12 protein-coding genes are annotated in these 13558 nt (G+C 71.7%); 5 read left to right on the plus strand and 7 right to left on the minus strand.

Going from position 1 to position 13558, the window contains the following annotated elements; translation table 11 throughout:
* Window positions 1-36 precede the first annotated feature (36 nt).
* Window positions 37-639: a YceI family protein gene (locus PWG71_RS04960; protein ID WP_274808309.1), complete on the plus strand. Its 603-nt coding sequence runs from the start codon at window positions 37-39 to the stop codon at window positions 637-639.
* On the opposite strand, the gene rbsK is transcribed toward PWG71_RS04960, so the two are convergent.
* The gene (rbsK, locus tag PWG71_RS04965; protein ID WP_274808310.1) at window positions 614-1528 is read right to left on the minus strand and encodes a ribokinase; all 915 of its coding nucleotides are present in this window, start codon (window positions 1526-1528) and stop codon (window positions 614-616) included. The genes PWG71_RS04960 and rbsK overlap by 26 nt on opposite strands.
* Window positions 1525-2355, minus strand: a complete 831-nt coding sequence (locus PWG71_RS04970; RefSeq protein WP_274808311.1) for an exodeoxyribonuclease III — start codon at window positions 2353-2355, stop codon at window positions 1525-1527. Before PWG71_RS04970 ends, rbsK begins: the two co-directional genes overlap by 4 nt.
* 337 nt (window positions 2356-2692) lie before the next feature.
* On the opposite strand from PWG71_RS04970, the gene PWG71_RS04975 reads away from it, so the two are divergent.
* Complete coding sequence (locus PWG71_RS04975) at window positions 2693-4651, plus strand: acyl-CoA dehydrogenase family protein (RefSeq protein WP_274808312.1); 1959 nt, start codon at window positions 2693-2695, stop codon at window positions 4649-4651.
* Between the two features lie 37 nt (window positions 4652-4688).
* Window positions 4689-5912: a winged helix-turn-helix domain-containing protein gene (locus PWG71_RS04980; protein ID WP_274808313.1), complete on the plus strand. Its 1224-nt coding sequence runs from the start codon at window positions 4689-4691 to the stop codon at window positions 5910-5912.
* Here PWG71_RS04980 and PWG71_RS04985 read toward each other — a convergent pair.
* The 3 genes from PWG71_RS04985 to PWG71_RS04995 all read right to left on the minus strand — a co-directional run bounded on the left by PWG71_RS04985 (window position 5909) and on the right by PWG71_RS04995 (window position 9570).
* On the minus strand, window positions 5909-6172 hold the full coding sequence (locus tag PWG71_RS04985; protein ID WP_274808314.1) for a type II toxin-antitoxin system VapC family toxin: 264 nt from the start codon (window positions 6170-6172) through the stop codon (window positions 5909-5911). The two genes, PWG71_RS04980 and PWG71_RS04985, sit on opposite strands and share 4 nt — an antisense overlap.
* A 124-nt stretch (window positions 6173-6296) precedes the next feature.
* Entirely contained in the window at window positions 6297-7439 is a 1143-nt protein-coding gene (locus tag PWG71_RS04990; RefSeq protein ID WP_274808315.1) for an acetyl-CoA C-acetyltransferase, read from the minus strand.
* A gap of 103 nt (window positions 7440-7542) precedes the next feature.
* Window positions 7543-9570, minus strand: a complete 2028-nt coding sequence (locus tag PWG71_RS04995; protein WP_274808316.1) for an MDR family MFS transporter — start codon at window positions 9568-9570, stop codon at window positions 7543-7545.
* A gap of 181 nt (window positions 9571-9751) precedes the next feature.
* On the opposite strand from PWG71_RS04995, the gene PWG71_RS05000 reads away from it, so the two are divergent.
* Window positions 9752-10894: an acyl-CoA dehydrogenase family protein gene (locus tag PWG71_RS05000; RefSeq protein WP_274808483.1), complete on the plus strand. Its 1143-nt coding sequence runs from the start codon at window positions 9752-9754 to the stop codon at window positions 10892-10894.
* Between the two features lie 35 nt (window positions 10895-10929).
* On the plus strand, window positions 10930-11097 hold the full coding sequence (locus PWG71_RS05005; protein ID WP_274808317.1) for a hypothetical protein: 168 nt from the start codon (window positions 10930-10932) through the stop codon (window positions 11095-11097).
* An 18-nt stretch (window positions 11098-11115) separates the two neighbouring features.
* On the opposite strand, the gene PWG71_RS05010 is transcribed toward PWG71_RS05005, so the two are convergent.
* Both PWG71_RS05010 and PWG71_RS05015 read right to left on the minus strand, forming a co-directional pair.
* Window positions 11116-12336 (minus strand): cation:proton antiporter, encoded by a 1221-nt coding sequence (locus PWG71_RS05010; RefSeq protein ID WP_274808318.1) that lies wholly within the window; start codon window positions 12334-12336, stop codon window positions 11116-11118.
* 330 nt (window positions 12337-12666) lie between these two features.
* The gene (locus tag PWG71_RS05015) at window positions 12667-13476 is read right to left on the minus strand and encodes an NPP1 family protein (protein ID WP_274808319.1); all 810 of its coding nucleotides are present in this window, start codon (window positions 13474-13476) and stop codon (window positions 12667-12669) included.
* Window positions 13477-13558: the final 82 nt, after the last annotated feature.

A 13558-nucleotide genomic window follows, 5' to 3' on the forward strand; every position in this document is an offset into this window, starting at 1 on the left:
CGAAACACCCCATTCGGACAAAAGGGAGAAATCGCCATGGAATCCACACCGGTCGGCCCCGCTCCGGGCCTATGGCACCTGGATCCCCTCCACTCCAGCCTCATCTTCGTCGCCCACTACCTGCGTTTCGGCCGGGTGCAGGGCACGTTCGGCCGGGCCAGGGGGCGGGTGCTGGTCGCCGAGGATCCCACCGCGTCCAAGGTCGAGGTGGTCATGGACGCCGCGAGTGTGAACACCGGTGTCGGCGCGCGCGACGCCCACCTGCGTTCGGCCGATTTCCTGGACGTGGAGAACCACCCCGAGCTGCGCTTCACCTCCAGCGGGGTGGAACCCGGCGGACGCGGACACCACGCCTTCCGGCTGCACGGCGACCTGACCGTGCGCGGCACGACCGCACCCGTCGCCCTGGACGCCCAGTGGGTGGGCGAGGCCCCCGACCACGCCTTCCCCGCCGACGTGTACGGCCAGTTCTTCTCCGCCTCCACCCGTATCCGTCTGTCCGACCACAAGGTCGGCGACGGCGGTGAGGTGCCCTGGGGCGGGCGGCTGGTCGGGGACGAGGTCGACATCGTGCTGGAGGTCCGTCTCCAGGACCGGGACCCCGCCCCCTTCCTCAAGCAGATCGGCCATGACTCCTGAGCAGGTCCTCGACCTCCGCCCGGGAGGCCATGGACGAACTCGCGCCGGGCCGCTGGACCGACAGCGCGGCCGCCGCCGCGGCGAAGCGCATCGCCTCGCGCGGATCGGCGCCCTCCGCCCGGGCCACCGCGAAGGAGCCGCAGAACGTGTCGCCCGCGGCGGTGGTGTCCACCGCCTCGACCTTCAACGCCGGGGTGTGCACGGGCTCGGCGTCCCGCGTCCCGTAGAGGGAACCCTCCCCGCCCAGGGTGATGAGCACCTCGGGCACCCGTTCCAAGAGCGCCGTCATCGCCTCGCGCGGGTCGGGCCGACCGGTGATCGCGGCCGCCTCGTGCTCGTTGGGGATGAGCACGTCCACCGACTCCAGTAGCTCGTCGGGCAGCTCCCGCGCCGGGGCGGGGGTCAGATGGACCGGCACGCCCAGTGCACGACCGGCGCGCGCGGCGGCCACGACCGCCTCCATCGGCAGCTCCAGCTGGAGCAGGAGCGCGTCCGCGCCGCCGATCAGCTCCCGGTCCCCGGCCACGGTCCCGACGACCTCTCCGTTGGCACCGGGGACGACGATGATCGAGTTGCCGGCCCGCCCGTCCACGACGATGTGGGCGATCCCGGAGGGGCCGGTGACGGTGCGCAGGCCGGTGGTGTCGATGCCGGCGGCCACCAGGTTCTCGCGAAGCTCCACGCCGAAGGCGTCATCGCCCACCGCGCCGAGGAACACCGTGTCGGCGCCCGCCCGGGCGGCGGCGACCGCCTGGTTGGCGCCCTTGCCACCGGGCACCTGCCGGAAGGCGGTGCCGGTGACGGTCTCGCCGGTGGCCGGCGCGACGTCCACGTAGGCGACCAGGTCCATGTTGACGCTGCCGAAGACGGCGACGCGGGGTGCGCTCACGCCTCCCCCTCCTTCTTGTCGCGGGGCAGCCCTTCCTCACCGTCGAATCCGACGATGACGGGGGCGTGGTCGGAGGCGCCCTTGCCCTTGCGCTCCTCACGGTCGACGCTCGCGCCGCTCACCCGGGCGCGCAGGGCCGGCGAGGCCAGCACGAAGTCGATGCGCATGCCCCTGCGCTTGGGGAAGGCCAGCCCCTTGTAGTCCCAGTAGGTGTACACACCGGGGCCGGGGGCGTGGTCGCGGACGACCTCGTCGAACCCCGCCTTGACGAGGGCGCGGAAGGCCTCCCGCTCCGGCTCGGTGACGTGGGTGAGGCCGTCGAACGCGGCCATGTCCCACACGTCGTCGTTCTGCGGGGCGATGTTGAAGTCGCCGACGTAGGCGATCTGCGCGTCGGGGTCGGCGGCCAGGGCGGCCGTGCCGGCCTCGCGCAGCGCCTCCAGCCAGCGCAGCTTGTAGGCGTAGTGGGGGTGGTCGATCTCCCGGCCGTTGGGCACGTACAGGCTCCATACCTGGACGCCGCCGCAGGTGGCGCCGATGGCCCGGGCCTCGGCCTCCTCGGGGTCGCCGTAACCGGGCTGTCCGGGGAAGCCGATCCGCACGTCCTCCAGGCCGACCCGCGAGGCGATCGCGACGCCGTTCCACTGGGAGAGCCCGTGGTGGGCGACCTCGTAGCCGCGTTCGGTGAAGACGGAGGCGGGGAACTGATCGTCCCTGGCCTTGGTCTCCTGGATGGCGAGGACGTCGACGTCGCTCCGGTCGAGCCAGGCGCCGATCCGTTCGACCCTGGCCCGGGCACTGTTCACATTCCAAGTCGCGATACGCACAGCGCAAGCCTAGGGCTTCGAGGCGACACCGACCGTACAGGCGCGGGCCTCGACGGAGAAGAGGGGAGGGGAGGGCGTCGGCCGACGAAAGTGGGCCCCGGTGCGGCCGTCCTCCGCACCGGGGCCCGACGGGACTCCCAGCACATGCCCGGTCGTTTCCGTCGCGCCCCGTAGGACGGCCGAGGGGGCCCCGAGGTTCGCATCTCGCCAAAGGTTTTCCACAGCGCGCCACCGGGGCGGGCCAGGAGAATCGGCGGGTGGTGGGTCGGTCGGCCCGCACAGGGGTAGAGCTGTGATGCAGACCACATCAAGCTCCCCTTGGACGAGGTGAACGACCATGGCGACGGTCGACCCCGATGCCCGCGCCCACGACCCGGCCGATGACACCCCCGAGATCGACGAACGCCGCGCCAGAGCCGTGGCCGAGCAGGCCCGCGAGGCCACCTCCGACCTGCCCGGTTTCGCCAAGGAGCTCTACCTGGGCCGGCTCCGCCTGGACCTGATCCACCCGATGCCCGGACCCGACCGGGCCGAACGCGAGCGCGGTGAGGCGTTCCTCGCCCGACTGCGCGACTTCTGCGAGGGCATCGACGCCCAGCGCGTCGAACGCGAGGATCGCATCCCCGACGAGGTCATCGCCGGGCTGCGCGAGCTGGGCGCCCTCGGCATGAAGATCCCCGTCGAGTACGGCGGCCTGGGACTGAGCCAGATCCACTACAACCACGCCCTGACCCTCGTCGGCTCGGTCTCCCCCGCGATCGGCGCCCTGCTGTCCGCGCACCAGTCGATCGGCGTTCCCCAGCCCGTGTCGATGTTCGGGACCGAGGAGCAGAAACGGGAGTTCCTGCCGCGCTGCGCCCGGGAGGCCATCAGCGCGTTCCTGCTCACCGAACCCGACGTGGGCAGCGACCCCGCCCGGTTGCGGACCACCGCCACACCCACCGAGGACGGGGAGGCCTACCTGCTCGACGGCGTGAAGCTGTGGACCACCAACGGTGTCGTCGCCGACCTGCTCGTGGTCATGGCCCGGGTACCGGAGGGCCCCGGACACCGGGGCGGCATCACCGCGTTCGTGGTCGAGGGGGACGCCCCGGGCATCACCGTGGAGCGGCGCAACCGGTTCATGGGCCTGCGCGGGCTGGAGAACGGCCTCACCCGGCTGCACGGGGTCCGGGTGCCGACCGCCCACCGGATCGGCGAGGAGGGGCAGGGACTGCGCATCGCCCTGTCCACGCTCAACACCGGGAGGCTGTCGCTGCCCGCCCTGTGCGTGGGCGCCGGCAAGTGGGCCACGAAGATCGCCCGTGAGTGGTCGCGCGAGCGGGTCCAGTGGGGGCGGCCGGTCGGCCGGCACGAGGAGGTCGCCAAGAAGATCGCCTACATCGCCGCCACCACCTACGCCATGGAGGCCATGCTCGACCTGGCGAGTCGGATGGCCGACGAGAAGCGCAGGGACATCCGCATCGAGGCGGCCATCGCCAAGCTGTGGGCGTCCGAGCACGCCTATCGGATCGCCGACGAACTCGTGCAGATCCGCGGCGGGCGCGGGTTCGAGACCGCCGAATCGCTGGCGGCGCGCGGCGAACGCGGGATCCCCGCCGAACAGTTGCTCCGCGACATGCGGATCAACAGGATCTTCGAGGGATCGACCGAGATCATGCACCTGCTCATCGCCCGTGAGGCGGTGGACGCCCACCTGACGGTGGCCGGGGACATCATCGATCCGGACGCGGACCGGGCGGCCAAGGCGCGGGCGTTCACCAAGGCGACCGGTTTCTACGCCTCCTGGCTGCCGACGCTGGCGGTGGGCCGGGGGCAGTTGCCGTCGGCGTACGTCGAGTTCGGTCCGCTGTCCGGACACCTGCGGTACGTGGAGCGCACCGCCCGCAAGCTGGCCCGGTCCACGTTCTACGGGATGTCGCGCTGGCAGGGCCGGTTGGAGGTGAAACAGGGGTTCCTGGGCCGGGTGGTGGACATCGGCGCGGAGCTGTTCGCGATGAGCGCGGTGATCGTGCGCGCCCGCCACGACGTGGACACCCGCCCCGAGCGGGGGGCCGGGCCGTTCGAGATGGCCGACGTCTTCTGCCGCCAGTCGCGGCTGCGGGTGGAGACCCTGTTCGAGGGCCTGTGGTCCAACACCGACGACGTGGACGGCAAGCTGGCCCGCCGGGTGCTGGACGACGCCTATCCGTGGCTGGAGGAGGGGGTGCTCGATCCCTCTCTGCCGGGGCCGCTGATCGCCCCGGCCGATCCGGGCCCCTCCACGGAGGAGAACCTGCACCGGCGGATGGGCTGAGCCGCGCAATGTCGGCGGCGGGGGCTAACGTGACGGCATGCCCGAACCGCACCCCCGCCGCGACGCGGAACTGTCCCTCGCCCAGGCCCGTCGGATCGCGATCGCCGCCCAGGGGCTGGCGGACCCCCGCCCCTCCGGGACGCCGAACCTGGCCCATGTGGGCCGGGTGATCCGGAGGGTCGGGATCCTCCAGATCGACAGCGTGAACGTGCTGGCCCGCAGCCAGTACCTGCCGGTGTTCGCGCGGATGGGCGCCTACGACCCGGGGCTGCTGGACCGCGCGACCACCACCGCCGCCGGGTCGAGTCCGGCGCGCCTGGTCGAGTGCTGGGCGCACGAGGCGAGCCTGGTGCCCCCGGCCACCCGGCAGCTCATGCGATACCGCATGGAGCGCAACCGGACGACCGAGAAGGTCGGCTGGATGAACGGCGTCCGCGAGGAACAACCGCAGTTGCTCAAGGCGGCGTACGAGGAGGTCGCCCGGATCGGCCCGGCCACCGCCCGCGAGGTGGAGGCCGCCCTGGCCCACGACGTGCCGCGCGCCAAGGACCACTGGGGGTGGAACTGGTCGGAGGTGAAGAGGTGCCTGGAGTACCTGTTCTGGATCGGTGACCTCACCTCCAACGGGCGCAACTCCCGGTTCGAGCGTCGCTACGACCTGCCCGAGAGGGCGCTGCCGGCCGAGGCGCACGCCACTCCCCCGCCGACCGAGGAGGACGCCCACCGGGAGCTGGTGGCCATCGCCGCGCGGGCGCACGGGATCGCCACGGAGCCGTGCCTGCGCGACTACTTCCGGCTCAAGGGGGTCGAGTCCCGCAGGGCCGTCGCGGACCTGGTGGAGGCCGGCGAGCTCGTGCCCGTCCGGGTCCGGGGCTGGGAACGCACCGCCTACCTGCACAAGGACGCCCGCGTACCGCGTTCGGTGAACGCGCGGGCGCTGCTGAGCCCGTTCGACTCACTGGTGTGGACCCGGGACCGGGCCGAGGAGCTGTTCGACTTCCGCTACCGCATCGAGATCTACACCCCGGCGGCCAAGCGGGTGCACGGCTACTACGTGCTGCCGTTCCTGCTCGGCGAGGAGCTGGTGGCCCGGGTCGACCTCAAGGCCGACCGCGCCTCGGGCACCCTGCTCGCCCAGCGGATCACCCTGGAGGACGGCGCCCCGGAGGACGCCCTGCCGCGGTTGGTGGAGCACCTCACCGAGATGGCCGCCTGGCTCGGCCTTCACAACGGCCCCGGCGGGCCCGCCCTGGCCCGCTAGTTCGGCGAGATGAGTTCGACGGTCGGGAAGTGGGTGCGGAATCTGCGCGCGTCCCGGGTCGGCAGTCGGAGGCCGGAGACCGCGGCGTGCGCCCCGATGAAGAAGTCGGGCAGCGGTGTACCGCTTCCGGCGGCCGGGCGAGCCCGCTCGAAGACGATCCGGTCCGGACGCCGTCGGGGCGCTCCGGAGGCGTCCAGGAGACCCGCGCGGGCGAGCGCGGTCCCGCGTTGTTCCGCTTCGTCGTTCGCTTCGTGCGCCACCGGGACCATGGTTCCGGAGCGGGTGGGCGTCCGGGGGCGAACGCGGAGATCGTGCGTTCGCCGGACGCGGGCGGGCCGCGCGGCCTCGGAGGAGGCGGCGCGGCCCGGGGTGCGAGGCGCGGGGTCAGACGCGTTCGATGATGGTGACGTTGGCCTGGCCGCCGCCCTCGCACATGGTCTGGAGACCGTAGCGGCCACCGGTGCGGTGCAGCTCGTTGACCAGCTTGGTCAGGAGGACGGTGCCGGTGGCGCCCAGCGGGTGGCCCAGGGCGATCGCGCCGCCGTTGGGGTTGACCTTGGCCGGGTCGGCGCCCAGCTCCTCGATCCACGACAGCGGGACCGGGGCGAAGGCCTCGTTGATCTCGGTGACGTCGATGTCGTCGATGCCCAGACCGGCCTTCTCCAGCGCGATCCTCGTGGCCGGGATCGGGGCGGTGAGCATGTGGACCGGATCGTCGCCGACCAGGGAGAGCTGGACGACGCGGGCCAGCGGGGTGAGCCCGTGCCGGTCGACGGCGCTCTCGGAGGCGATGAGCACGGCGCCGGCGCCCACGGAGATCTGGCTGGCCACGGCCGCGGTGAGCTCCCAGCCGTCGCGCAGCGCCTTGAGGCCCGCCATCTTCTCCAGGGTGGTGTCGGCGCGCACGCCCTCGTCCCGGGAGACCCCGGCGAGCGGGGCGATCTGGGAGTCGAAGTACCCCTCGGCGATGGCCGCGGCGGCGCGCCGGTGGCTCTCCAGGGCGTACTCCTCCAACTGCTCGCGCTTGAAGCCCCACTTCTCGCACATGAGCTGGGCGCCGCGGAACTGGGAGATCTCCTGGAGGCCGTAGCGCTCGACCCAGCCGTCGCCGTACAGGTCCAGGCCGTTGTCGATGGCGTACTGGACGTTGGAGCCCATGGGGACCATGCCCATGTTCTCCACGCCCGAGGCCACGACCAGGTCCTGGGTGCCGGACATGACGCCCTGGGCGGCGAAGTGCACGGCCTGCTGGGACGAGCCGCACTGACGGTCGATGGTGACACCGGGGACGCTCTCGGGGAGCCCGGCGGACAGCCAGGCGGTGCGGGCGAGGTCCAGGGCCTGGGGGCCGACCTGGCTGACACAGCCCATGATGACGTCCTCGACCGCGGACGGGTCGACGGCCGTGCGCTCGACGAGTTCCTTGAGCACGTGCGCGCCGAGGTCGGCCGGGTGCACGGCGGCGAGCGCGCCCTTCTTCGTACCGACGGGGGTGCGGACGGCACCGACGATGTATGCCTCGGCCACGGGGTCCTCCAAGGGCCTGGGTGACGTTTCCTATGAACCGAACTGTATTCGGTTTCATGGATCCGGCAAGCCCCCGGGGGCGGGTTCGGTGCGTGTGCGCAGGTCAGCCGGGCCGGTCCGCCTTCAGGACCCGGTCGGCGTCACCCTCGTCGCCGAGGGTCTCGGTGGTCATGCGCTCCAGCGCGGCCACCACCTCCGGATGCTCCTCGGGGCCGTGGTCGCCGAGCAGGGAGCGCAGCGCGATCCTCTGCGCGTCGAAGATCCGCAGGGCGGCCTCGGTGCCCTCGCGGTTCAGCTCCCAGGGGTCGCCGTCGTCGACGAGGTAGCCCGCCTCCAGCAGTTCTCGGTGCGCCGCCTCCCAGCGGTCGTCGGGCAGCCGGGACATCTCCACGAGTTCGGAACGGCGCAGCGGACCGGTCACCGACAGGTGGCTGAGCACCCAGCAGGCGCGGGGCGAGATCTCCAACCCGGCGGCGTCCCGGAGCCGGTCGTACATCTCCCGGGCCCCCTCGTGACCGCAGACCCGGTAGATCTCCCGCTCGACGTGCTCGATGGCGGTGCGGCTCCCCGAGGCCACCGGCGGGATGGACTCCCCCAGGTCGGCGGACCGCGGTCCGACCGTGGTGCGCAGCGGCACCTCCGGCAGGAACAGCGCGAGCACGAACCCGATCAGGGCCACCGGCACCGCCCACAGGAACACCACGTCGATGGCGTCGGCGTAGGCGTCGAGGAACGAGGCCTGCGCCTGTGGGGGCAGCCGGTCCAGGACGCGCGGGTCGCTCTCCAGCGCAGCCGGGTCCACACCCGGGGGCAGGGTGATGGTCCCGGCTCGGGCGGCGAGGTTCGCGGCCAGGTGCCCGGAGAAGATCGCGCCGAACACGGCCGTGCCGAAGGACCCGCCGATGGAGCGGAAGAACGTCGCCGCCGAGGTGGCCGCGCCCAGGTCGGCGTAGTCGGCGCCGTTCTGCACGACCACCACCACGACCTGCATGACCAGCCCCAGGCCGACGCCCAGGACGAAGAACGAGCCCCACATCACCCAGTCGGACGTGTCCGAGGTCAGTCGCGACAGCAGGAACAGGCCCAGCGCGGTGACCGCCATCCCGGCGATGGGATAGGGCCTGTACCGGCCGTTGCGGGTGACCAGTCGACCGGAGGTGATGGAGGTGAGGAACAGGCCGATGACCATGGGCAGCAGGTACAGCCCGGAGGCCGTGGGCGACAGACCGTGGACGATCTGGAGGAACAACGGCAGGAACGCCATCGAGCCCATCATCGCGAATCCCACGCACAGCCCGATGGCCATGGCGACCACGACCACGGGGTTGCGGAACAGGCTCAGCGGCATCACCGGCTCGGCGGCCCGGCGGGCCGACAGCCACCAGCCGACCCCGAGGACGACACCGGCCAGCGCCAGCACGATGACCTGTGGCGACGCCCAGTCGTAGACGGAACCGCCCCAGGCCGCGACCAGGGTGAGGCAGACGGCGGTGGCGGCCAACAGGACGATCCCCGCGTAGTCGATGGTCCGCCGACCGGTGGGCCGGGTCGCCGGCAGCACCGCGACGACCGCCGCGAACGCCAGCACGCCCAAGGGCAGGTTGACGTAGAACACCCACCGCCAGGACAGGTGGTCCACGAACAGACCGCCCAGCAGCGGCCCGGCCACGCTGGAGACGCCGAACACCGCCCCGAACAGGCCCTGGTAGCGGCCGCGTTCGCGCGGGGAGACGACGTCCCCGATGATCGCCATGGCCAGCACCATGAGTCCACCGCCGCCGATGCCCTGAAGCCCGCGGAAGAGGATCAGCTGGAGCATGTCCTGGGACAGGCCGCACAGGGCCGAACCGACGACGAACACGGCGATGCAGGCCAGGAAGAGTCCCTTGCGGCCGAACTGGTCGCCGAGCTTGCCCCACAGCGGGGTGCTGGCGGTGACGGCGAGCAGGTAGGCGGTGATCACCCAGGACAGGTGGTTGAGTCCGCCCAGGTCGGAGACGATCGTCGGCAGGGCCGTGGACACGATCGTCTGGTCGAGCGCGGACAGCAGCACGGTGAGCATGAGCGCGGCCATGATCACCGTGATCCGGCCGCCCTTGCGCTCGCGCCGCTCCCTGTGGGCCTGGAGCATCGGCTCCGCCTTCCGTCATCCGGACCGTGCGGTCACCTTAGAAGCGGACGGGCGTCGCGAACGGTGCGGAACACCCGGACCGGCGGGAACTTTGCCGCCGCTTGGCTCCGCCCCTTCAAAACCGAATATGGTTCGGTTACTGTGGCGGACAACCGTGATCCACGACACCCCGGAGCAGCGCATGAAGCGGGAACTCTTCGACGCCGACCACGACCTCTTCCGCGAAACGGTGGCCGAGTTCCTGAAGCGCGAGGTCGTGCCCTTCCATCCCCTGTGGGAGAAGGACGGCATCGTCCCCCGCGAGGTCTGGGTCAAGGCGGGCGGGGTGGGTCTGCTCGGCCACGGGGTCCCCGAGGAGTACGGGGGCACCGGCGTCGACGACTACCGCTACAACGTCATCGTCAACGAGGAGGTCTGCAAGGCCCACGCCAGCGGCCTGGGCGTCACCCTCCAGAACGACGTCATCGCCCCCTACCTCGTCGACCTCACCGACGACGAGCAGAAGCGACGGTGGCTTCCCGGCTTCGCCGCCGGTGAGCTCATCACCGCGATCGCCATGACCGAGCCCGGCACCGGAAGCGACCTCCAGGGGATCCGCACCTCCGCCGTTCGCGACGGGGACGAGTGGGTGATCAACGGGTCCAAGACCTTCATCACCAACGGCATCAACGCCGACCTCGTCATCGTGGTCTGCCGGACCGACCCCGACGCCGGCGCGCAGGGATTCTCGCTCATCGTCGTCGAACGCGGCGCCCCGGGGTTCGAGCGGGGCCGCAACCTCGACAAGATCGGCATGAAGGCGCAGGACACCGCCGAACTGTCCTTCGACGACGTGCGCGTTCCGGCGGCGAACCTCATCGGCCGAGAGGGTCAGGGGTTCATCCACCTGCTCCAGAACCTGCCGCAGGAACGGCTGTCCATCGCCACCTGCGCGGTGGCCTCGGCCGAGTACATGCTCCAGCACACCATCGATTACTGCCGTGAGCGCACCGCCTTCGGCCGCCCGATCGGGCGCTTCCAGAACACCCGTTTCGTCCTGGCCGAGTTGGCGACCGAGGTCGACATCGCCCGCACCTACGTGGACCGCGCCATCACGCTGCTCAACCGGGGCGAACTCACCGTCGAGGACGCCGCCAAGGCCAAGTGGTGGACCACGGAACTGTGCAACAAGGTGATGGACCGTTGCCTCCAGCTTCACGGCGGGTACGGGTACATGATGGAATACCCGGTGGCACGGGCTTGGCAGGACACCCGCGTGCAGACGATCTACGGTGGCACCACCGAGATCATGAAGGAGATCGTGGGTCGCGGCCTGGGCCTGTAGCCGGACAACCCCCGTCCAGAAGGGTCGAGTCGGTCATGAGCGGTGCGTGGGACGGCCTCATCGTCATGGGCCTGTTGGTCGTGCTGCTCGTCATCGGCGTGCGCAAGCTGCGACCCAGGGTCCACATCCCCTGGACGACGGGCGGGATCATCGTCTTCTTCGTCTTCCTGTGCCTGCTGCTGTGGGCCTGGTCCTGGCGGTGAGGGCCGGAACCGGGCCGCTCATCCCTCCTCCCGGGAACGCTCCGCCGGAGCGGCGGTCCCGGCGGTCCGGCGCAGCAGGGCGCCTCCCGCCTGGGGCAGGATCAGGACGCTGAGCATCCCGGCGGCGACGATGGCCGCCGCGTGGGCGCCGTCCATGGAGCCGCCGCGGGTGCCGATCGTCGTCAGGACCGTGAGCAGGGGCAGGGCCGTGGCCGAGAACAGCACCAGCGCCGGACGCTGGGCCTCGGGGACGTCCCCGCGCGAGAAGAGGTACTCGGGCCCGCCCCGCACCAGCAGGAACGCGACCAGCAGCACCGGCGGGAGCAGCAGCAGGACCGGCTCCGCCAGGAGCGAGGCCAGGTCGAAGCGCACCCCCGTGACGACGAAGAACACCGGGATGAGGAAACCGAAGCCGATGGCGTCCATCTTGGACTCCACGCGCTCCGCCTCCCCCTCGTGGTTCGCGGAGATCATCAGCTTCACGACGATCCCCGCCGCGAAGGACCCGAGCAGGGCGTCCAGATGCATGGCCGACGCCAGCCAGACCAGCGCCACGATCACCACCATGCACAGGCGGACCGCCACCTGGGCGCTGGATCCCAGGGTCGCCCGGATCAACAGCGCCCACCGTTCCGAGCGCGGCCGGGTGGCGGCCCACGCGGCAGCCCCGGCCAGAGCGAAGAACAGGGCCAGGAGGAGCGTGCCCTCCCAGGGTCGGTAGCCGCTGAGCAACAGGGCGATCAGCACGATCGGCCCGAACTCTCCGACCGACCCCGACGCCAGGAACCGGGTGCCGAACGCGCCGCCCAGCGCCCCGGAGTCGCGCAGGATCGGCAGGACGGTGCCCAGGGCGGTCGTGGTCAGCGCCAGGCCCACGATCAGCGCGGTCCGGGACGCGCCGAACAGCGCCCAGCCGATGCCGAGCCCCAGGGCGACCGAACAGGCCCAGGCCAGGAGGGCCCGGTTGAGCGGTCTGCCCTTGATCCGCCGGAAGTCGATCTCGTACCCGGCCATGAACATCAGCAGGGCCAGGCCGAGGTCGGCCAGCAGGGTGATCGTCGCGTTCTCCCGCACGATGCCGAGCACGGAGGGCCCGAGCAGGATCCCGAACCCGATCTCCAGCACCACGGACGGCACGATCACCCACCGTGCCAGCCGATGGCCGATCAGCGGGGCCAGCAGGGCCGCCACGAGGAGTGCGAGGAGCATGCCCATCGTGCCCGATTCCGTGCCGTCCATGTCCCCCCGTTCACCGGAATCCCCGCTCCGGACGTGGGCACACTACGTCCGGGGCGGCCCGCGGGGGCGAGGACACGCCCGGAGCGGGCCGGACGGGCCTCGGGGCGGATGGCGCGGGGTATCGGGGGCCCTCCGGTGAGCCGGTGCGGACGTCATCCGCGTCGGCGCCGAAGGGCCCCCGCCGTGTTCCGGCCGGGGCCGGTGTCACCGGCCCCGGTGGTCGGCGGACCCAGGACGTGTTCGGCGGATGCCCTCGTTCGGTTCGGCGCTCGCGCCGAGTGACACGAGCGGCCCGGAGACCGCGAGGCGGAATGATCCGTCGAACACGGCTTAGGCCCAGGGGTCGAAGTCGATGCCGGCGGGTTTGGCCTTGTTCAGGGCTCCGGGGAACGAGCCGTCCCTGAGGTCGAGCTGGGCGCTGCCGAAGTTCGCCGAGGTGAGGATGTCGCGGATGCCCGGGGGGTAGTGATCCCAGCCGACCAGGTCCGGGTACTGCCAGACGCCGTAGTGGTTCTCCGGCGGGTCGTCGTGTCCGGCGGCGAACCGGAAGGCGTGGGTGGAGAGCCCGTCCTTGTGGTAGACGATCTTGGCGTGGGTGCCCTCCCAGAGCACCTGTGAGGCGGGCCTGGTGTCGTAGCCCCCGTGGGCCGACGCGGACACGTGGCGGGCCTGTCCCCCGTGGACCCACACCACGACGTGCTCCAGGTCGTGCCGGTGGCCGCAGCAGCCCGGCAGCACCTGGTCCTTCTCGAAGTAGAGCGCGTACATGTACGCGCACCATCCGCTCGGGTCGCACTTGGACCGCGAGTAGGAGTTCGTGTTGTCCAGGTCCGACCGGTCACGGCAGTTGCCGTTGAGGGCCCCTGTCGTATTGAGCCCTCCGGCGACCTTGCCGTCGGGGCCGATGGCGGGGGTCGGGTAACAGCCGTCGGTGTCGTAGTCGAAGGCCGGCTGCCACTTCCCCTCCTCGGCGGTGTGGGCGGCGGGCAGGGCCCCCGGGGGCGCGGCGAGGGCGATGCCAGGGGTGATGAGGACCAGCGCGGCGGCCAGGGCCAGGGCCCGGCGCGCGAGACGGGAGGGGCCGCGGCGGGCCCCGGTGCCACCGCCGGAGGGAGCGGGGGCCTCGGTACGGTGCGACAAGGGGGGGTTCTCCTCTCGGTGTCCGGCACGGGGGGTCGTGCCGACGGCCGGGGACACCGCACGGGGGCATGCTGTCACTCTG

The organism is Nocardiopsis sp. N85 (assembly GCF_028882275.1).
Taxonomy (GTDB): domain Bacteria; phylum Actinomycetota; class Actinomycetes; order Streptosporangiales; family Streptosporangiaceae; genus Nocardiopsis; species Nocardiopsis lambiniae.

Bases quoted from the DNA above. Each gene is read 5' to 3' on its own strand.
- PWG71_RS04960 (WP_274808309.1), top strand. From the start codon at position 37: ATGGAATCCACACCGGTCGGCCCCGCTCCGGGCCTATGGCACCTGGAT.
- PWG71_RS04975 (WP_274808312.1), top strand. From the start codon at position 2,693: ATGGCGACGGTCGACCCCGATGCCCGCGCCCACGACCCGGCCGATGAC.
- PWG71_RS04980 (WP_274808313.1), top strand. From the start codon at position 4,689: ATGCCCGAACCGCACCCCCGCCGCGACGCGGAACTGTCCCTCGCCCAG.
- PWG71_RS04995 (WP_274808316.1), bottom strand. From the start codon at position 9,570: ATGCTCCAGGCCCACAGGGAGCGGCGCGAGCGCAAGGGCGGCCGGATC.
- PWG71_RS05000 (WP_274808483.1), top strand. From the start codon at position 9,752: ATGAAGCGGGAACTCTTCGACGCCGACCACGACCTCTTCCGCGAAACG.
- PWG71_RS05005 (WP_274808317.1), top strand. From the start codon at position 10,930: ATGAGCGGTGCGTGGGACGGCCTCATCGTCATGGGCCTGTTGGTCGTG.
- PWG71_RS05010 (WP_274808318.1), bottom strand. From the start codon at position 12,336: ATGGACGGCACGGAATCGGGCACGATGGGCATGCTCCTCGCACTCCTC.